Below are 19354 nucleotides of genomic sequence, written 5' to 3'. Positions count from 1 at the left end.
CGAACCGGCGGGAGGAACGGGCCCGGGTTGAGACGGCAAGACGACGGCGAGAGGACGGCGACGTTGGGGCGCGGTTCTGGCACTCCGCTTCAGCCGGAGGACCCGCCGGCGATCGGCCTGTACGAGCTGATCAGCCGCCTCGGCACCGGCGGCATGGGGGTCGTCTACCTCGCCAAGGCACCCGACGCCTCCCGGGTGGCGCTGAAGGCGATCCGGCGCGACTTCACCGCCGACCCGGTCTACCGGGCGCGCTTCCACGAAGAGGTGTCCAACGCCCGCAAGGTGGCCTCGTTCTGCACGGCGCGGGTGCTCGACCACGGCGAGGACCGCGGGGTCCTCTACCTCGTCACCGAGTTCATCGACGGCATCTCGCTGGAAGACCACCTGATCGAGCACGGCGCGCTGTCGCCGTCGGTGCTGCACTCGGCGGCCGTCGGGGTGGCGGCGGCGCTGACCGCCATCCACGCGGCGGGGCTGGTGCACCGCGACCTCAAGCCCGCGAACGTGATGCTGACGCTGGCCGGGCCGCGGGTGATCGACTTCGGGTTGGCCCGTTCCACCCACGTCGACCAGCGGCACACCAACGCCGGCATGGTGATGGGCACGCCCGGCTGGATCGCTCCTGAGCAGGTCTTCGAGGGGCGGACGAGCCCGGCGGGCGACGTGTTCGCGTGGGGGTCGCTGATCGCGTACGCGGGGCTGGGCGGGCATCCGTTCGGTGAGGGCGACGCCTACGTGATGGCGGCCAGGGCCCGCACCGCGCCGCCCGACCTGCGGGGGCTGCCGGCGCCGCTCGACCGGCTGGTCGCGGCGGCCATCCACCCCGACCCGGCGCGGCGGCCCGCGGCCCGGCAGCTGCTGCTGGAGCTCGTGGGGGCGGCCGACGAGCCCGCGGCGCAGCTCGCCGCGACCAGACACCTGACGAACACCTGGAACGCGGCGGAGTTCGGCCCGTTGCGGCCCGGTGGCCACCCCGCCGGGCCCGGCCATCCGGTTCCCGGGGCCGTGCCGGCTCCCGGCCCGCGCCCGCCCCGCCGTCCCGACGCGCGCCCGCCGCACCAGGCGCCGCCCGCGGAACGCACGGGGCCCACACCCGGCCGCCAGGCGCCGCCCGCCGAACGGACGGGGCCAACGCCTGGCCGGCAGGTGCCGCCCGCGGAACGCATCGGCCCGACGCAGGGCACGTCCCGGATGCCGCATCCGCCGCCCATCGACCGCACGGGGCCCATACCCGCGGTGCAACCGCATCATGACCGCACCGGGCCGATGCCCGCCGTCGGGCACGTACCGCACCCTGAGCGCACCGGACCGATGCCCGCGGTCGGGCACGTGCCGCACGCCGAGCGCACGGGGCCCATGCCCGCGGTCGGGCAGGTGCCGCCGCGTCACGGCGGGCCGGTGCCGCCTCCCCACCAGCCGGGGCAGCCGCCGCACGCGGCCACCGGCCGGTGGCCGGGCGCCCGGCCACGTGGCGGTGTGACCTCGGGCTGCCTGACCGCCGTGCTGGTCACCGTCCTCATGCTGGTGGCGCTCGCGACCGTGCTGTTCATGCTGTTCCGGCCGCCCGCCGCCGGCGCGGACGGCCCGGTCGAGGACGGCAAGCTCCGCTTCGAGGTGACCGGCAAGAAGTGCCCCAAACCGGCGCGGGCGGCGGCGACGCGTACGTGCCGGATCGGCGTCGAGGTGAGCAACGTCGGCAAGGAGGCCCGCGTGCTCTACCCGGGCCAGCAGAAGCTCATCGACGAGGACGAGCAGGGCCACGGCGGAATCAAGCTGCTCGACGGGGGCGGCAAGGAGATCACACCCATCCGCATCGAGCCGGGCGCGTCGTTCACGGGCGCGCTCGTGTTCGAGCTGCCGAAGAACCAGGCGCCGATCGGCCTCGAGGTGCACGACTCGGGCCTGAGCGCCGGCGCCCGCCTCAACCTGGGCGACCAGACCTGACCCGGCTGACGGCGACCCCGCGCCATCGAGCCTCGCCGTCAGCCCTCGCCATCAAGCCTGCTCGTCAGGTCTCGCCGTCAGGCCGTCCAGGAAAGCCACCGCGCCTTCCCCGACGGTCATGGCACCGGGGAATGCTCACGTGCCCGCGAGGGCGGCTCGCAGGTCGTCGGTCACCATGTGCAGGCACCTGCGGAAATCCGCCTGCCCCGCGGTCGCGATCCAGTGCCGGAAGGCGTTCTGGAAGGCCACCGTGGCGAGCTGCGCGACCAGTTCGGCCGTGTCGGCGGTCACCTGGCGTTGCTTCAGGCCGTCGCGGATCGCCGCGGTGATCGCGGCCGCCTTGGTCCGTTCGCGCTCCTGCAGCTCAGGGCTGGCGTCGATCACCGCCTGACGCTCCGCGATGTCGGCCACCTGCTCGACGAGCTGCGTGCCGACCCGCGCCAGCGCGTCGAGAGCGGCGGCGAGCGGGGTCAAGGCCGGGTCCGCCGCCAAGACCGCCTTCGCCAGCGCCGGGGGCATGCGCTCCGAGCCGGCGAACAGGACCTCTCGCTTGTCCGGGAAGTAGCGGAAGTAGGAGCGCCGCGTGAGCCCGGCCCGTTCGGCGATGTCGGACACCGTCACGTTGTCGTACCCGCGCTCCAGGTACAGCTCGACGGCCGCCCGCTTCAGGCGCTGCTCGGCACCCGGATCCCACCTCGCCATGGGGTCGACTGTAACAGGTGATGTCTCACTGTGTCGTCAGTGCTAGCCTGCAGTCACGACACACTGTGTCATCACTGGGGCGCCCGTCCCCGGTGCGGCCAGGACCAGGCGAGGTGACGTTCGCATGAGCAGGACGAACGACGAGGTATGGATCGTCGGGGCGACCGGGCGGGTGGGCCGGGGCGTGGCCAGGCGACTGGCGGCGCGGGGACTGACGGTCGTGCCGGTCGGCCGCAGCCGGGAGCGGCTGCTCGCGGCCGGCCTTCCTGCAGACGCGAAGGTCGTCGTCGCGGACTCGGCCGAGCGGATCGCCGACGAGATCGTCCGGGCGCGGCCGCGGGTGGTGGTGAACACCATGGGCGCCTTCGCCGCCACCGCACCGGTGATCGCCCGCGCCTGCATGCCCGGCGGCCACTACGTCGACCAGGCCAACGACGTGGTCGCCGTGAACGGGCTGCTCGCCCTGCACGACGAGGCGACGCGCGCGGGCAGCACCCTGGTCACCGGCGCCGGATTCGGCGTGCTGGCGACGGAGGCGGTGGTGGCGAAGCTCCGCGCGGGCCGGCCCACGCCGCACCGGGTGCGAACCGACGCCGCGGCCTCGGTGTCCGTCGAGGCCGGCACGCTCGGCGCCGCCCTGGCGGCGAGCATCGTGGACGTGCTCACCTCCGGTGGACGACGGTACGAGAACGGGCGGCTCGTGACGGCGCCCCTCGGCGCGGACCCGCAGCGCCTCACCTTTCCCGACGGGGAGTCGGCGACGTCGGCGGGTGTCGCGTCCGGCGACCTCGTCGCGGCGCACGCGGCGAGCGGGGCACCGTTCGTCACCGCCACGTCCGCTCTCGTGCCGGCCGCTCCCCTGGTACGTGCGCTGCTCCCGGCGCTCGGCCGCCTGCTGTCCTTCCCTGCGGTGCGCCGCCTCGTCATCGACCGGCTCGGCCGGGTGCGAACCAAGGCCACCCCCCGCCCCCGCGAGCACTCCTGGGGGCACGCCGTCGTCGAGTGGCCGGACGGCACCCGGCACGAGGGATGGCTCCGCGCCGGCGACGGCATGGACTTCACGGCCGACGTCACCGCCACCGTCACCGAAATGCTGTCCCGTGGCGCCGGCAGGCCCGGGGCCTGGACGCCGGCAGCCGCCTTCGGAGCCGACCTGGCGACGACCGCAGGCGGCACCTTCATATTGCACTGAGGCACTTGACAGCGACGATACGCCCATCTATGTACGGAGATCCTGCGCAACGTCCCCACCAAAAAAGCGGTTGATGTCTTCCATCTCATTTGCGCGGCATTTGTACTAACGGGACGAAGCGCAAAAGGAAAAGGATGATGGAGTACGTCGACGCCCAGTTGTTGGATGGCATAGCCCTGCACGTCTTTGATTTCGATCCGGTGGGCGTGGCCGTGACGAGCGGCTCCACCCATCGGCTGATCTATATGAATAACGCGTACAGGAACATCGCCGGCGAGCGGGAGCTGGGCGTTCCGGTCCGGGAGGCGTTCGGTGACCTTCGCACGCAGAGCTTCTTCACCCGGCTCGACCGGGTGCTGGAGACCGGCGAGCCGATCGACCTGGAGAACTTCGCCTTCGCCTGCGGGGAACCGGACGCGGCTGACATCGAGCCCTTCGCCTCGATCGGGATATCGAAGATCTCGCTCAGAGGCGGCGAGCCGGGCCTGTTGATCAGAACCGTGGACGTCACGGAACGGGTCGACCTCGCGCGGGCGATCGAGTCCGTCAGGGAGGAGCGGCGCACCACCCTGCAGCGCTTCGAGAGCCTGACCGGCCTGCAGAAGCAGGCGATCTGGGTGTGTGATCTGCAAGGCAGGCCGAAGGAGCCGTGCCCCGGATGGGAGCGCTACACCGGCATGCGGTGGGAGGAGTACTGCGGGGACGGCTGGCTGAGCGCCGTCCACCCCGATGACCGGGAACGGACCAGGAGGACCTGGCTCACGGCGGTGGACCAGCGGCTGAGCTGCTGGAACCAGAGCTTCCGGGTGAGGATGAGGGACGGCTCCTACCGGCACGTCCGCGAACGCGGCGTGCCCATCGTCCGCGACGGCCAGGTGGTCGAATGGATCGGAACCATCGCCGACGTCGAGGAGGAGTGGCAGGAGGAACGCCGCAGGAAGCTGCTCGACCAGGCGGCCGCGGCGACCGAGGACCTCGCCGGCCTGGAGGACGTGCTGCACGCGCTCGCCGACGTGATCGTGTCCACCCTGGCGGACGCCTGCTGCATCTACGTGCTGCCGGACACGCAGGAGGAGTCAGTGCCGCTGACCAGCGAGCTCCTGGTCTCCATCGCGCGGACGCGGGGCAACCCTCCCCCGACGGGCCCGGTGACGTTCGGCCCCGACAGCCATTTCGTCGAGGCAGTCACCAGTCGCCGGCCGGTCCGCTGGAACTTCCGCAGGGGCGAGCCGCCGCCGGGTGTCGCGCGCCACGTCAGGGAGTGGATCATCGCCGCCGAGGTCAACAGTCTGAGCCTGGTGCCGGTGGTCGTGGACGGCGCCGTGGCGGCGGTGGTCGCCGCCGTGGTGTGCGAGGACCGCGAACCGCTCGGCGCGGCTGACGTGACCCTGCTGCAGCAGATGCTGAACCACGCGCACGCCCATCTCCGCAACGCGATGCGGTTCCAGCACACCCAGCGGGTCGCCCTCGCGCTGCAGCACTGCCTGCTCCCGCAGCCGCCGAAGGTCGCGGGGCTGGAGATCACCGCCCGCTACCAGCCGTGTGCCACCTCGGCGGAGATCGGCGGCGACTGGTACGACTCGTTCGTGCCGCCGTGCGGCTCCCTGCTCCTGACCATCGGCGACGTGGCCGGGCACGACCTGAAGGCGGCCGTCGCGATGAGCCAGTTGCGCAACATGCTCAGAGGCCTGTCGATGGACTGTGAGCAGTCTCCCGGCGAGATCCTGCGCCGGTTGAACGTCGCCACCGAGTCCCTCTGCCCCGAGTGCGTGGCGACCTGCGTCCTGGCGCGCCTGAGCGTCTGCGACGACGGCGGCTGGCGACTCAGCTACTCGGTGGCCGGGCACCCGCCGCCCCTGCTGGTGACCTGCGACGGCGAGGCCCGCTATCTCGCGGGCGCGGTCAACCCGCTGCTCGGGGTGGGTTCCGACCTGCCGCGCACCAGCGCCGTCGCCGCGCTGCCGCTGCGGAGCACGCTGCTTCTCTACACCGACGGCCTGATCGAGGTGCCGGGCGAGCACCTCGACTCGGGACTGGAACGGCTGCGCCGCAAGGCCGCGGCCCTCGCCCGCGCCCCGCTCGACGACTTCTGCGACGGCCTGCTCACCGGCCTGACCGCGGCGTGCTCGGACGACATCGCCATGATCGCGGTCCGGGTCCCCGGCGCCTGACCTTCGACCGGCGGACCGGATGGCCTGTGTATCGTCCCGATGACAACGTCGTCATTTCTTCCGGTGCTGCCCGTGGCGACACTTCGCCACCATGAAAAGGCAAAAGTCGGCTTTTATCACGACAACAGACATTACTAGCTTGGCTTTGTTTTTTCTGCTAACTTATCGCCCTTTACCATTCTATGGGGCGGGCGGATCTGCGGCGACACACACCCCGATGCCACCCATGCCTCACAGCGGTAAAGGCCCTGTTGACAGCACTTCCCCTATAGGGCCAAAGCGGCAGGAAATGTCGGAAAAGGCCATCACCACGTTGTCGCTCCACCGCATGCGTCGTCGGCGGCACCATCCACGCGCCCGACTCCAAGGCGAGCACGTCTTGACGCGTCCTGAGGTGCGATGTGCAATATATTGCATGCCGGTACCGCAGAACCGAGGGGTCGTCGCCCGGTCGTTGCTCCGGGATGACGCGTACCGCGCGATCAGGGACGCCATCGTGGACGGCACGCTCGCCCCCGGTGAGCGGCTCAACGACGGCGATCTCGCCGCCTGGCTGGGCGTGAGCCGGACTCCCGTACGGGAGGCGCTGACCCGGCTGGAGCAGGCCGGGCTGGTGCGTACCAAACCGGGGCGTTACACCATCGTCAGCGAGGTGGACGTGCGTGCCGTGCGCGCCGCGCAGTCGGTGACCGCCGCCATGCACGAGCTCGCCGTGCGGGAGGCGCTGCCGTACCTGTCCGAAACCGAACTCGACGCCATGCGCGAGGCCAACGCGCGCTTCGCCGACGCCCTGCGCCGCGACGACGTCGACGCGGCGCTCGCCGCCGACGACGCCTTCCACGCCGTGCCGGTGACCGCCTCCGCCAACCCGGCGATCCGTACCGTCCTCGACCAGTTCACGCCGGTGCTGCGGCGGGTGGAGCGGATCCGGTTCTCCTCGCTGAGCGGACGCGGGTCGCTCGCCCAGCACGAGCGGATCATCGCGCTGTGCGAGGCGGGCGAGGTGGAGGGCGCGGCGCTCGCCGTCCGCGCCAACTGGATGACCCTCGCGCCGCTCCTCGACACGATGCTCGGCGACGAGAACTCCCCACCCGAGCAGTGAGTCCCTGACAACCGTCTCCCGAAGCCCCGACTCCGAGCACTGACGACACTCCGCTCCCCCATGGAGGCCGCGCATGTCCATCGACGACTTCGAGCGCTATCCCCTGCTGTTCGGTCCGAGTCCCGTCCACCCGCTCGACCGGCTCAGCGACCACCTCGGCGGGGCCCGCGTCTGGGCCAAGCGGGAGGACTGCAACAGCGGGCTGGCGTTCGGCGGGAACAAGACCCGCAAGCTGGAGTACCTGATCCCCGACGCGCTCGCCCAGGGCGCGGACACCCTGGTCACCATCGGCGGCGTCCAGTCCAACCACACCCGGCAGGTGGCCGCGGTCGCCGCCAGGCTCGGGCTGAAGGCCGTCCTCGTCCAGGAGAGCTGGGTCGACTGGCCCGACGCGGTCAACGACAAGGTCGGCAACATCCTGCTGTCACGGCTCATGGGGGCCGACGTCCGCCTGGTGGAGGCCGGGTTCGGCATCGGCTTCAAGGAGAGCTGGCAGGCGGCCCTGGAGGACATCGCCGCGGCGGGCGGCCGTCCGTACGCGATCCCGGCCGGGGCGTCCGACCACCGCCTGGGCGGGCTCGGCTTCGCCAGCTGGGCCTACGAGGTGCAACGGCAGGAACAGGAGCTCGGCGTCTTCTTCGACACCGTCGTGGTGTGCAGCGTCACGGGAAGCACCCAGGCGGGCATGATCGCCGGCTTCGCGGGCCAGGACCGGCCGCGCCGGGTGCTGGGCATCGACGCCTCCGCCAGGCTCGCCGAGACCCGGGCGCAGGTGGAGAAGATCGCGCGGGCCACGGCCGAGCTCATCGGTCTCGGCCGTGACCTCGGCGACGACGAGATCACGGTGCTGGAGGGCTGGGCGGGCGACGCGTACGGCGTCCCCGTGCGGTCGACGCTCGACGCCATCCGGCTCACCGGACGGCTCGAAGGCGTGATCCTCGACCCCGTCTACGAGGGGAAGTCGATGGCCGGGCTCATCGACCTCGTCCGGCGCGGCGACATCCCGGCGGACGCGAACGTCCTGTACGTCCACCTCGGCGGCCAGCCCGCGCTCAACGCCTACAGCGGCGTCTTCCGCTAGAAGCCCTGTTCCTAGAAGCCCTGTTCCGGGGAGACGACCCCGTCGAGCGGCTCCCCGGCGGCGAAGCGCCTGACGTTCTCGGTGACGCGTTCGGTCAGCGCGCGCCAGTAGGCCGGGTACGGGTTCGCGGTGTGCGGGGTGATGAGGACGTTCTCCAGCTCCCACAGCGGATGGCCGTCGGGCAGCGGCTCGGGGTCGGTGACGTCGAGCGCCGCCCCGCCGATCCGGCCCGCACGCAGCGCGTCCACCAGGTCGCCTGTGACGACGAGGCTGCCGCGCGCGATGTTCACCAGCCACGCGTCCTCGCGCATGAGGCCGAACTCGTGGGCGCCGAACATGCCACGGGTGCCGGGCGTGGCGGGCGCGGCGACGACCACGTACGCGGCGTCGGGCAGCGCCTCGCGGTAGCGGGCGCGCGGCAGCACGCGGGCGGCGCCGGGCACCTCGCCGCGGTCGGTGACGGCCACGATCGTGCACCCGAACGGCTCCAGCAGCCGGATCAGGGCCCGCCCGATGCCGCCGCAGCCGACGATCGCGACGGTCGAGCCGGCGAGTTCCACCGACCTGGTGGCGCCCCAGGTCGTGGCCCTGGCCGCCCGGTGCAGGCCGCGCGCCGCGGCCAGCATGAGGGCCAGCGCGTGCTCGGCCACCTGAGGTCCGTACGCGCCGGTGGCGGCGGTGAAGACGGGGTGACGGGTGACGACGCCGGCGTCCACCCACCGTTCGACGCCCGCGCTCGGGAGCTGCACCCAGCGGATGCCCTCGTGCAGCATGGAACGCAGCCGCTCGGCGGCGCCGCCGCCGTGGTAGACGATCGCCTCGGCCTCCTGCAGGGGTGCGACGCGCCCGCCGCCCCGGCGTACGGCGTCGTCGAGGGCGGGTGACGGCTCGGGGCCGACGTGGACGGCGACGGTCATGCCTGGTCTCCTCGTGGTCGGGTGGGTGGTGCGGTCAACGGGCCTGGGCGAGCGTGTCCAGCAGCTTGGCGACGCGCTCGCCGGCCGCCTGCGCGCCGCCCGAGGTCAGGGCCGAGCCCATGCCGCACGCGACCGCGCCCGCCGCGATCCACTCCGGCGCGGTGTCGATCGTCACGCCGCCGGTGGGGATCGCCGGGACCTGGGGCAGCGCGACGCGCAGGTCACGCAGCCAGGACGGCGACAGCTCCGACACCGGGAAGATCTTGACGGCGTCGGCGCCCTCCTCCAGGGCGCGCATGATCTCGCTCGGAGTGGACACGCCGGGGAAGACGGGAACGCCGTAGCGGTGGCCCGCGCGGATCACCTCGGGGTTCAGGTTGGGCGCGACCAGGAAGCGGGCGCCGTTCTCGACGGCCGCACGGGCGGCGGCGGCATCCAGCACGGTTCCCGCGCCGACGATCGCCTGCGGGTGCTGCTCGGTGAGCCGGGCGATGGCGGTGAGGGCGCGGGGCGTGGTCAGCGCCACCTCGACGGCGCGCAGCCCGGCGTCCAGCACGGCCTCTGCGGCGGACACCGCCTCGTCCGGGCTCGCGCTCCGCACGATCCCGAACACGCGCTGGCCGGTCACTGCCTGGACGGTCTCCCAGCGATACACGACTACTCCCTCAACGATGTACGGTCTCCCCGGCTTCGGCGAAGCCGGCCAGTGCCCGATCGAGCCCGGCCCGGTCGGGCAGCCCCTCGGTGTCGCCGACGCACTGCACCACGAGCGCCGCCACCGCGGCGGCCTCGCGCAGGCAGATCTCGTACGGCTCGCCGCGCAGCAGCCCCGACAGGAACCCGGCGGCGAACGCGTCACCGGCACCCACGGGATCGACCATCGGCACCGGGAACGCCTCCTGCCGCAGCTCGCCCAGCGTCGCCGACTTGTCGCGCCGCTTGACGACCGCCGGCCCGCCGAGCGCGGCGGGGTCGACGCCGAGCAGTTCCAGCTCGTCCTCCCCCGCGAGGACGACGTCGGCGCGGCCGAGGAGTGGCGCGACGCGTTCGCGCCACTGCTCGGGGGCGCCGAGCTTGAGGCGGATGTTCGGGTCGAACGAGACGAGCGCGCCCACCTCGCGGGCGAGGTCGAACAGGCGCAGCGTGGCCCGGTGCGCCGAATCGGACAGCATCGGCGTGATGCCGGTGACGTGGACGACGCGGGCGCCGTCCAGCATCTCGGGCGACAGTTCGTCGGGGGCGAGCCGCGACGCGGCCGAGCCGGCGCGGTAGTACTGCACGTCGATCGCCCGCGACGGGTGGCTGTCGCGGACGAGCAGGCCGGTGGGCGCGTCGGGGTCGACGACGGCGTGGCGGGTGTCGATGCCGTCGGCGCGCAGCATGGCGAGCACCGAGCGGCCCGCGGGGTCGGCCCCGAGGCGGCCGATCCAGCGCGCGTCATGTCCGAGGCGGGCGAGTCCGGCGGCCACGTTGCTCTCCGCGCCTGCGACGGAGCGGCGGAACGCGGTGGCCCGCTCCAAGGGGATGCCGGGCTCGGCCAGCATCAGCAGCATCGCCTCACCGCACACGACGACGGTCACAGCTCGCACTCCTCGCTCGGGCGTTCTGCCAGGCAGACGCGGAAAAGCGTACTAAATGGCCTTTGTGGTGGGTTACCCGGAGGTACGGGCGAGGAGCAGGTCCTCCGTGATGGGCGACTCGTGCGTGCCCGCGACCGTGCAGGCGTGCGCCCCGGGCACGAGACAGCCGTCCGCGCCGCGCGTGGACACGACGGTGCGGGCGCGTCCGTCGCGCACGATGCCGGGTGCCCGCCGGGGCACGTGGTAGGAGCAGCGGTACGGCAGCGGCAGCCCCGGCACCCGCACGGTCGTGTCGACCCCCGCGCCACCCAGGACGAGGACGTCGTACGTCACCGGTTGACCAGCGGCCCCGAGCCCGTGGACCCTCGGACGACCAGCTCCGGCTGGAAGATGAGCTCGACGTGCCGCGCGGGAGCGCCGTTGACCTCCTCGAGCAGCGTCTGCACCGCGGCCGATGCCATCGCGCCGATCGGCTTGCGCACCGTGGTCAGCGGCGGGTCGGTGAACGCGATGAGCGGCGAGTCGTCGAACCCGACCACGGACACGTCGCCCGGCACCGACAGCCCCTTCTCGCGGCAGGCGCGGATCGCGCCGAGCGCCATGAGGTCGCTCGCGCACACGATGCCGGTGCAGCCGCGCAGCAGCAGTTGCGCGGCGGCCGCCTGCCCGCCCTCGACGGAGAACAGCGAGTGGGAGATCAGCTCGTCGACGTCGGAGGCTCCCAGCAGTTGTGCCATGGCCTGCTTGTACCCCTCGATCTTCCTGATCACGGGGACGAACCGGCGCGGCCCGACCGCGATGCCGATGCGCTCGTGGCCGAGGTCGACGAGGTGCTGCACGGCCAGGCGGGCGGCGAGGCGGTCGTCGGGCGAGATGAAGGGGGCGTCGACGCCCTCGTTGTAGCCGTCGACGAGCACGATCGGCAGCCCGCGGTCGGCGAGGCGGGTGTAGCGGTCCATCCGGGCGGTGGTGTCGGCGTGCAGGCCGGACACGAACACGATGCCGCTCACGCCGCGGTCGACCAGTAACTCGGTGAACTCGTCCTCGGGGGCGCCGCCGGGCAGCTGGGTGCACAGCACGGGCGTGTAGCCGTGCTGGGTCAGCGCCTTCTCGATGGCCTGCGCGAACGCGGGGAAGATCGGGTTGTCGAGCTCGGGCGTCACCAGGCCCACGAGGCCGTTGCTGCGCTGACGCAGCCGGGACGGGCGCTCGTAGCCCATGAGGTCGAGCGCGGTCATCACGGCCTGGCGGGTGGTGGCCGAGACGCCGGGCCTGCCGTTGAGCACCCGGCTGACGGTGGCCTCACTCACCCCGGCCTGGGCGGCGATGTCGGCGAGGCGAGCGTTACCGTTCATGCCCCACACTTTACTTTCCACCGAAGGCCCACCCCGGCTGTCGCGGACGGGCCGAGGCCGTGTGCGGCGGGCGGGTGGTCGGCGAGTGGTTCCTTCGAAGGGCCGGGGTTGTGGGGCTGTTCGGTCTTCGCGATCCGCCGTCGGCCGGTCATCGTGCCCCTCTCGTCGCGCGTCCCGACCATGAAAGCTATTGCCGCAACTTTACGCAAGACCTTCCAGGCCTCTTGAGTCGTGAAATATCGCGCCATCATGACCAGGTGATCGATCACTACCGCGCTCTCTTCCGGCAGCACTCGTGGCTCACGGACAGTCTCTGCTGGACCGTGGTGCAACCCCTCGACGAGGGGATCGCTCTCGACGACCTCCTGTGGCGGCTGAACAGCGGGCGCGACCCGGAAGAACGCGTCATGGACGACCCCATGGAGGTGGCCATGGACGAGGACCTCGCCCTGCTGTACGTCTTCGAGGGCGACGGCGCGTACGGGTTCCTGGAGGGCAGGTTCGGCGACTCCCTGCCCGACGAACTCCTCGCCGCGCTCAGCGAGGACGCCCGGGTGTGGACGACGTCATGGGGGTTCAACCGGACATCGACGATCGCCTACGCGGGCGGTGGCAGGATTCGGGCACGGATTGACAATTACGTCCGTGGTCAACAGATCGATGACGTGCCGGAAATATTCGCTGATTTCCCCGTCATGCTCGACGGCCTCGACCGCGAGGATCTCGTCGGCAGACAGAGCGCGGCGTTCGCCTTCATCGAGATGGCCACGGGGGTCGGCGTCGAAGGCGACAGGCTGGACGGCGAAGGATGTCGTGTGATCGTTCTCGACACACCTGCGCTCTGGCCGTAATTGCTGCCCGAAATTGTCCTGAATTGCGTTCTTCATAGGGAGGGTGGACATGTCGTCTTGTACCGCGATGTACTACCTCTCCATTCCCAGGTGACACTTGCGCAAGGTGTGGGCCCATGAGTTCGGTCGTACTCGACAAAGTGACCAAGGTTTATCCGGGCGACTTCCTCGCCGTGGACCGTCTCAGCCTGCATGCGGACGACGGCGAGTTCCTCGTCCTCCTGGGGCCTTCAGGATGCGGGAAGTCCACGCTGCTCCGCATGATCGCGGGCCTGGAGGGCATCACCGAGGGGTCGTTGTGGCTGGACGGCCAGGTCGCCAACCACCTCGCGCCGCGCGACCGCGACGTCGCCATGGTGTTCCAGAACGGCGCCCTCTACCCGCACAGGACCGTACGCGGCAACATCGCCTTCCCCCTGGAGATCGCCAAGGCCGACCCCGCGATGGTGCGGGAACGCGTCACCGAACTGTCGAAGGCGCTGCACATCGACGAGACGCTCGACCGGCGGCCCGGCACGCTGTCCGGCGGTCAGCGCCAGCGCGTGGCGATGGGCCGGGCGATCGTCCGCCGGCCGCGGCTGTTCCTCATGGACGAGCCGCTGTCCAACCTCGACGCGGGCATGCGCACCGAGCTGCGGATGGAGATCTCGGCCCTGGTCAGGTCGCTCGGCGTCACCACCATCTACGTCACGCACGACCAGGTCGAGGCGCTCACCCTGGCCGACCGGATCGCGATACTCAACCGGGGCGTGCTGCAGGACGTCGGCACCCCCGCCCAGATCTACAACGACCCGGCGACGGCGTTCGTCGCCGCCTTCCTCAACTCCCAGCAGCTGAACCTGCTCGCGGCCGAGGTCAGGACGCCGCAGAACCAGTACGTGCTGCTGGACTTCGGGCCGCACCAGCTGACCCTGCCGTGGAGCGACCCCCGGGCGTACGCGATCTCGCAGCACACCGGCGGTCAGGTGCTCGTCGGCCTGCGGCCCGACGGGCTGGCACCGGTACCGGAGTCGTACGAGGGGCCGTCGTTCTACGGGCGGGTGCGGGCGCTGGAGTACCACGGGCACGACTGGCTGGCGTACGTGGACTGCGGGATCCCGCACGTGCCCGTGCCCGAGCCCCCTGACCCGCGCGCCCGCGCCGCCCAGGACGGCGAGGCACCCGGCGGGCTGCCCGGCCTGGTGCGGCGGCTGTTCGGCTGGCAGGAGGAACATCCGGAGCAGGAACGGGTGGGCCGGCACCCGGACGCCGGCGTCCATCGCCGCGCCGACCTGGTCGTCCGCCTGGGCGGTCGGCCCGTCTGGCGCGCGGGGGACGCCGCCAAGGTCGCGGTGGACCTTTCCCGCATCATGCTCTTCAACCTGGACGGCACCCGCGTCGACCCGCCACGTCGTTGAAATGGTGACAAAAAAGCCTGCAACCGTAATGGGCCCACCCGGCAGACCAGCGCCGAACAAAAGGGGTACTGTATCAAGTTACAGACAATAACCGTATGGTAAAGAAGGCATAACAGGTGAACGCCTCAGCTCGACGGGTCGTCCCCGTCGACCGGATCGGCCACGTGGCCATGGGGCCACGCGCGGCGCCACGGCCGGCTGGGGGCAGGACATGCTCCACCGGTGCAGCCTTCATGACGTCATGGCCGGTGCCGCTCGCCTCGGCGGCCCGCCCGCCCAGGAAGGCGAGGAGTTGACGTGGAACCGATCCGCATCCTGCACTGGTTCGACTTCACCTGCCCCTTCTGCTACGTGGGGCAGCAGCGCTGCGACATCCTCGAGAGCCGCGGCCTGAAGGTCGTCCACCTGCCGTTCCAGCTTCATCCCGAGATCCCGCCCGAGGGCATGGAGGCCGGTCCGCGCGTCAGCGACGTGCACGTGGCGCTCCGGAACGAAGCCGCGGCGGCCGGCCTCCCGCTGACGTGGCCGCGGCGCCTGCCCAGCACCCGGACGGCGCTCGCCGCGGCCGAGTGGGTCCGCCTGAACCGTCCCGACCTGTCGTGCCTCTTCACCAGGCGGTTGTTCGCCGCGCGCTACGTGCTCGGTGAGGACCTCGGCGAGCAGTCCGTGATCGAGCGGCACGCGATCGAGTCCGGCGTGGACGTCGCCGAACTGCGCGCCGCGCTCGCCTCGGCCGCCGCGTACACGTCCGTCGCGGAAGCCGAGGCGCTCGGCGCGCGGTACGGCGTGCGGGCCACGCCCAGCTGGCTCATCGCCGGAGAACTGGTGTCGGGGCTGCTCCCGCAGTCGGAGTTCGAACGCCTGGCGGAGAAGATCAGCGCCCGCACCGTGCGGGACGCCGCCGGCTGACGGACGCGCACCGCTCAGGGGACGAGGGACCAGCGGGAGCCGTCGGGGGTGTCCTCGACGGTGATGCCGCCGCTGTGCAGGGCCGCGCGCAACGCGTCGGCCACCTCGTAACGGCCCTGGGAGCGCAGGTCGGCGCGCAGCGCGAGCAGCGGCTCCACCAGGGCCGGCAGACTGCGGGAGCGGCGGGCCTCGGCCGCCGCCAGCTCGCCGAGCCGGGCGACCAGCAGCCGCAGCAGCTCACGGGCCTGCTCGACGCCGCCGGAGTCCTCCTCGGTGTCGGCGGCCCACCTGACGATCTCGGCCTCGAGGTCGAGCACCACCTGCGCGGCCGCCACGGGGTCGGGCCGGGCGACCGCCGCGCCGAACAGCTTCTCGCACGCGCCGATCGACTCCTCCAGGGTGGCCTCGGCTTCGGCGGCCTGCTCCGGCGCCGGCCGCGGCGGCGGCGCCGCTCCCGCCGCGCCCTCCGCGAGGCGGCGCAGCCCGGCGAGGTCGGTGCCGGTGCCGGACGGCAGGAACACCTGGCTGCCCGGACGGCGCACGGTCAGGCCGCCGCGGCCCGACACGCGTACCGACTCGCTCTCCAGGTCGATCACCAGGGCGGTGTGCTCGTCGAGGCCGAGCACGGCCGTGCCGGGGGGCAGCTCGCGCTCCATCCGCGCCAGGCGGCGCTCGCCGAGGTAGCAGAAGCGGGTGTCGTGGGTGCCGCCCTCGGCGTTGTCATAGTGCGGAATGAGCACGGCCTGCAGGCCGAGCGACTCCAGCAGGCCGAGCCCTTCGCGCCAGTGGGGCTCGGCGCCGACCTTGTAGATCTCGTACACCGGCACCGTGGCCAGCCCCGCCGTGCAGGCGGCCGCGGAGGCGAGCACGGTCACGCCCTCGCGGGCCCTGATCCGGGCGCGCAGGTCTCCGGCCACCCCTGAGCCGGCCCACCGGTCGAGCGCGTACGTGGGGCTGCCCGGGCCGGAGAACACCCAGTCGGCGCCCGTGATGCCCGCGGCGACCTCGACGTCGAGGCCGACGCTGCGCGCGAAGTAGCGGCAGGCGCGGGCCGAGATGTCGGCGCGGTTCTCCTGGAAGGCGTACGGCGTGTCGAGCAGCACCGCCCGCGCCCCCGGCCGCAAGGTCCGCGCGGCGGCGCGGTGGATCTCGACCATGGTCGGGCTCGTCTCGCCCGAACCCATCAGCACCAGCGAACCGGGCATGGCTGTCGGCCCCTCTCTCGCACCCCATCGATCACAACCCGGCCGCTCGCGACGTTCAAGAGCGTGACACATATGCTTGGCGTACGTACCTGCACATCGTTGGCAGTAAGTTGGTGGCGGTGGAAGGACTCGTGGTCCGCGTCGAGACCCTCATGCTACGGGTGGCCACCGACGGCCGCTGGTCCTACCGGCATGCCGCCGCCCCGCCCATGCCCGGGGAAACGCCCGACGGTACGGCCCGCAGGCTGTCCGGCGTCCCGGCCGGCGACCCCGGCACGGTCGTCCACTCCACCAGTTGGCGGCACGAGCCCGGCGGGACGATCGTGCTGACCTACGCGGTGTGCCCCGACCCGGCGCCGTGGCTGCCCGCGACCGAGGTGCCGGTGCTCGACATCGCCCGTGGCGACAGGCCCGCGGCGCCGTCGCCCGAGCACCTCGCGCTCGCCAACGTGGTCGCGCACGCGGTCAGGCACCTCGCCTTCCTCATGGCCGAGGACCCCGTCGTGTCACGCGCGCTCGCCGGCCACCCGGGCCTCGCCCGCGCCCTGCAGCCGGTCACCGAGCCGGTCTGAGAGGGCGCGGCCGTGACCAGGTTCCCCATCCCGTCGCGGTGCTTTGCTGCTGGCGGACCTGTGTCCGCCGACCGGAATCCAGGCGCCCAAGCCCTCCACCGACTCACGGGGGACGGGCTGGGCGGTGCCGTCACCGTCATCGCCTTGTAAGGAGTGGCGCACGAGAGCGCTTCTAGGGTGGCAGGCATGAGCGACTTACGAACCGCGGCAGCGACGACGGCGATCGCCCTGCTGGCGGTCGCGTGTGGCCCCACAAGGCAGGACGAGGCCGGGTCCACGACCGCCACGGCAGGCACGGCAGGCACGGCCACCTTCGCACCGGCACAGTCCCCATCGCACTCACCGAGCTCATCGAAGGCGGGCAAGGCTGCGGCGCCCGCCGCGCTGCGGTTCACCACACGGACGCTGGATGGACAGACCTTCCGGGGCGAGAGTCTGGCGGGCAGGCCCATCGCCTTCTGGTTCTGGGCGCCGTGGTGTCCCAAATGCCGCGCGGAGGCGCCCACCGTCAAGGCAGCGGCCGCGCAGCACGGTGATGTCGCGTTCGTCGGGGTCGCCGGCTTGGACACCGAGGCGGCGATGAAGGAGTTCGTCTAGCGCACAGGGACCGGGAACCTTCTGCACCTGTCGGACACCAAGGGCGCGGTGTGGACGATGCTCGGCGTCAGCGAGCAGTCCACCTTCGTGTTCATGAAACCGGACGGTTCCATGGAGAAGGCCTCCGGCCCGCTCAGCAGGGAGACGCTGAACGAGCACCTTCGCACGCTGCTCGGCCGGTAGCCGAACCATGTCCTTCGGCATGGGCGTCGCCGAGGCACCGCTCGCCTTGGCGCTCACCGCCGGCATGGTGGCCGCGTTCAATCCGTGTGGCTTCGCCATGTTGCCGGCATACCTCACCTTGCTCATCAACGATCAGGGAGCTGGTCCCCTCCGCCGGGCGCTGGTCCTGTCGGCGGCGATGACCGCGGGGTTCGTCACGGTCTTCGGCCTGTTCGGTTCTGTCGTGACCGTGCTCGCGGTGTCGGTGGGCGGCCAACTGCCGTGGGCGACCCTGGTCATCGGCGCGATCCTGGTCGGGCTCGGCCTGTGGTTGCTGTCCGGCCGTGAGCTGCTGCTGCGCCTGCCGGGCTTGGCCACCGGCCGCCCGACCACCTCGCCGCTCTCCCTGTACGGCTATGGCGTGTCCTATGCGTCGGCCTCCTTGTCCTGCACCGTCGGGCCGTTCCTTGCGGTCGTGTCGGCCGGGCTGTCCGGCGGCGGGATGGCCGGCGGGATGGCGGCGTTCGCCACCTACGCGCTCGGCATGGGTTCGGTCATCGCAGCGCTGTCGCTGGCGGTGGCGGTCGCCCGCGCCGCCGTCGTGGCCCGGTTGCGGCGCCTGCTGCCGTACGTGTCCAGGACCAGCGGTGCCCTGCTGACCCTCGCGGGCCTGTACGTGTTGTATTACGGCTGGTACGAGCTGCGCGTCTTCGCCGGTGCGGATGCCGACGACCCGATCGTGGGTGCCGCGACCGCCGTGCAGGCGGCCGTCGCCGGTTGGGTCGCTCGGCTCGGCCCCGGGTGGATCGGCGTCGTGCTCGTCCTCATGGGTCTGGCGGCTCTGGCCTTGCGTATGGCGCGTCGCAGCCGAGCTCGCTGAGGCCGGCGGCCGCCGCGCCGAAAAGGACCGGCTGCCGTGCTCCGGCAGGTCAGGGTCGTCCAGCCGCAGGCGAAGGCGGCTCCAGAGGCCTCGCAGTGAGTCCATCGACTCCGGCGGGTATTGGACCTGAACGCTGTGACACAAGTGAGCGAGGTGCCTGGGCGCTCGCGATGTCGCCGGATCGACCGTCCGCGACGATGCGCGGCGGATGACATCCATGACGCCATCCTCGAAGGTTCGGGAGTAAGCACCAGCCCGGGGGCCGCGGGGACAACGGACGCCTGCCGGAGGGGCCACGTGAACACGGACTTCGCGAACGTCGTCGAAGCGGTCGGCCAGGCGGTGGATCTCGCCGGGGTCGCCATCATCGTGCTGGGTGCGCTGGCGGCGACCGTTCTCTTCAGTGTCAGGAGCATACGACGGCGGGGTGATTTCCACGACGGCTACCGGGCGTATCGGCAAGGGCTCGGCAGGGCCATCCTGCTGGGGCTGGAGTTCCTCGTCGCCGGAGACATCATCCGGACTGTGGCCGTGGCGCCCACCTTCACGGGTGTCGGCGTGCTCGCACTCATCGTCGTGGTCCGCACCTTCCTCAGCTTCTCCCTGGAGGTGGAGCTGGAGAACCGGCTGCCCTGGCAGCCACGTCCGCAGCAGCGGCCCTGACGTCGCCGACCGCCCGGGTCGTGGACGGCCTTGGCGGTACCGTCATCACCCAGGCCGCGGTAGCAGCAGAGCAC

Annotated in this window: 20 protein-coding genes; 13 read left to right on the top strand and 7 right to left on the bottom strand. The window is 71.9% G+C overall.

Annotation, left to right across the window (positions count from 1 at the left end):
- The first annotated feature begins 27 nt into the window (after positions 1 to 27).
- Positions 28 to 1944 carry a serine/threonine-protein kinase gene (locus tag BLR04_RS07825; protein WP_176902992.1) on the top strand — a complete coding sequence of 639 codons (1917 nt, stop codon included), beginning with the start codon at positions 28 to 30 and terminating at the stop codon, positions 1942 to 1944.
- Positions 1945 to 2079: 135 nt separating this feature from the next.
- Here BLR04_RS07825 and BLR04_RS07820 read toward each other — a convergent pair whose 3' ends face one another.
- Complete coding sequence (locus BLR04_RS07820) at positions 2080 to 2646, bottom strand: TetR/AcrR family transcriptional regulator (RefSeq protein ID WP_090761183.1); 567 nt, start codon at positions 2644 to 2646, stop codon at positions 2080 to 2082.
- 124 nt (positions 2647 to 2770) lie between these two features.
- On the opposite strand from BLR04_RS07820, the gene BLR04_RS07815 reads away from it, so the two are divergent.
- From BLR04_RS07815 to BLR04_RS07800, 4 genes are all read left to right on the top strand, one after another.
- A complete protein-coding gene (locus BLR04_RS07815; protein WP_090761181.1) occupies positions 2771 to 3838 on the top strand; it encodes a saccharopine dehydrogenase NADP-binding domain-containing protein in 1068 nt (355 codons plus the stop codon).
- A 134-nt stretch (positions 3839 to 3972) separates the two neighbouring features.
- The gene (locus tag BLR04_RS07810) at positions 3973 to 6009 is read left to right on the top strand and encodes a SpoIIE family protein phosphatase (protein ID WP_245740095.1); all 2037 of its coding nucleotides are present in this window, start codon (positions 3973 to 3975) and stop codon (positions 6007 to 6009) included.
- Between the two features lie 415 nt (positions 6010 to 6424).
- Positions 6425 to 7111 carry a GntR family transcriptional regulator gene (locus BLR04_RS07805; protein WP_090761179.1) on the top strand — a complete coding sequence of 229 codons (687 nt, stop codon included), beginning with the start codon at positions 6425 to 6427 and terminating at the stop codon, positions 7109 to 7111.
- A gap of 73 nt (positions 7112 to 7184) precedes the next feature.
- Complete coding sequence (locus BLR04_RS07800; protein WP_090761177.1) at positions 7185 to 8192, top strand: 1-aminocyclopropane-1-carboxylate deaminase; 1008 nt, start codon at positions 7185 to 7187, stop codon at positions 8190 to 8192.
- An 11-nt stretch (positions 8193 to 8203) separates the two neighbouring features.
- Here BLR04_RS07800 and BLR04_RS07795 read toward each other — a convergent pair whose 3' ends face one another.
- From BLR04_RS07795 to BLR04_RS07775, 5 genes are all read right to left on the bottom strand, one after another.
- Entirely contained in the window at positions 8204 to 9109 is a 906-nt protein-coding gene (locus BLR04_RS07795; protein WP_090761175.1) for a D-isomer specific 2-hydroxyacid dehydrogenase family protein, read from the bottom strand.
- Positions 9110 to 9143: 34 nt separating this feature from the next.
- A complete protein-coding gene (locus BLR04_RS07790; RefSeq protein ID WP_090761172.1) occupies positions 9144 to 9764 on the bottom strand; it encodes a bifunctional 4-hydroxy-2-oxoglutarate aldolase/2-dehydro-3-deoxy-phosphogluconate aldolase in 621 nt (206 codons plus the stop codon).
- Between the two features lie 10 nt (positions 9765 to 9774).
- A complete protein-coding gene (locus tag BLR04_RS07785; RefSeq protein WP_090761170.1) occupies positions 9775 to 10689 on the bottom strand; it encodes a sugar kinase in 915 nt (304 codons plus the stop codon).
- A 72-nt stretch (positions 10690 to 10761) separates the two neighbouring features.
- A complete protein-coding gene (locus tag BLR04_RS41255) occupies positions 10762 to 11022 on the bottom strand; it encodes a hypothetical protein (RefSeq protein WP_090761168.1) in 261 nt (86 codons plus the stop codon).
- Positions 11019 to 12044 (bottom strand): LacI family DNA-binding transcriptional regulator, encoded by a 1026-nt coding sequence (locus BLR04_RS07775; RefSeq protein ID WP_090761166.1) that lies wholly within the window; start codon positions 12042 to 12044, stop codon positions 11019 to 11021. The genes BLR04_RS41255 and BLR04_RS07775 overlap by 4 nt, the downstream gene beginning before the upstream one ends.
- A gap of 110 nt (positions 12045 to 12154) precedes the next feature.
- On the opposite strand from BLR04_RS07775, the gene BLR04_RS07770 reads away from it, so the two are divergent.
- The 3 genes from BLR04_RS07770 to BLR04_RS07760 all read left to right on the top strand — a co-directional run bounded on the left by BLR04_RS07770 (position 12155) and on the right by BLR04_RS07760 (position 15201).
- A complete protein-coding gene (locus BLR04_RS07770) occupies positions 12155 to 12895 on the top strand; it encodes a hypothetical protein (RefSeq protein ID WP_218128758.1) in 741 nt (246 codons plus the stop codon).
- Between the two features lie 116 nt (positions 12896 to 13011).
- Positions 13012 to 14292 (top strand): ABC transporter ATP-binding protein, encoded by a 1281-nt coding sequence (locus BLR04_RS07765; protein WP_090761161.1) that lies wholly within the window; start codon positions 13012 to 13014, stop codon positions 14290 to 14292.
- Positions 14293 to 14589: 297 nt separating this feature from the next.
- The gene (locus BLR04_RS07760; RefSeq protein WP_090761159.1) at positions 14590 to 15201 is read left to right on the top strand and encodes a DsbA family oxidoreductase; all 612 of its coding nucleotides are present in this window, start codon (positions 14590 to 14592) and stop codon (positions 15199 to 15201) included.
- 14 nt (positions 15202 to 15215) lie between these two features.
- Here the strand turns inward: BLR04_RS07760 and BLR04_RS07755 are convergent, their stop codons facing one another.
- Positions 15216 to 16406, bottom strand: a complete 1191-nt coding sequence (locus tag BLR04_RS07755; RefSeq protein WP_090761157.1) for a CysS/YqeB C-terminal domain-containing protein — start codon at positions 16404 to 16406, stop codon at positions 15216 to 15218.
- A 119-nt stretch (positions 16407 to 16525) separates the two neighbouring features.
- Here BLR04_RS07755 and BLR04_RS07750 point away from each other — a divergent pair, with 119 nt between their 5' ends.
- From BLR04_RS07750 to BLR04_RS07735, 5 genes are all read left to right on the top strand, one after another.
- Positions 16526 to 16978, top strand: coding sequence for a hypothetical protein (locus BLR04_RS07750; RefSeq protein WP_143021981.1), 453 nt, complete (start codon positions 16526 to 16528; stop codon positions 16976 to 16978).
- A 186-nt stretch (positions 16979 to 17164) separates the two neighbouring features.
- Positions 17165 to 17575, top strand: a complete 411-nt coding sequence (locus BLR04_RS07745; RefSeq protein WP_090761153.1) for a redoxin domain-containing protein — start codon at positions 17165 to 17167, stop codon at positions 17573 to 17575.
- Positions 17576 to 17632: 57 nt separating this feature from the next.
- Positions 17633 to 17758, top strand: coding sequence for a hypothetical protein (locus BLR04_RS42255; protein WP_281191331.1), 126 nt, complete (start codon positions 17633 to 17635; stop codon positions 17756 to 17758).
- Between the two features lie 19 nt (positions 17759 to 17777).
- Positions 17778 to 18617, top strand: a complete 840-nt coding sequence (locus tag BLR04_RS07740) for a cytochrome c biogenesis CcdA family protein (protein ID WP_090761547.1) — start codon at positions 17778 to 17780, stop codon at positions 18615 to 18617.
- Between the two features lie 297 nt (positions 18618 to 18914).
- Positions 18915 to 19280 (top strand): DUF1622 domain-containing protein, encoded by a 366-nt coding sequence (locus tag BLR04_RS07735; RefSeq protein ID WP_090761151.1) that lies wholly within the window; start codon positions 18915 to 18917, stop codon positions 19278 to 19280.
- Positions 19281 to 19354: the final 74 nt, after the last annotated feature.

This window comes from Nonomuraea maritima (genome assembly GCF_900100395.1).
GTDB classification, from domain to species: Bacteria; Actinomycetota; Actinomycetes; order Streptosporangiales; family Streptosporangiaceae; genus Nonomuraea; species Nonomuraea maritima.
This window is presented reverse-complemented; position numbering and strand designations above follow the sequence as displayed.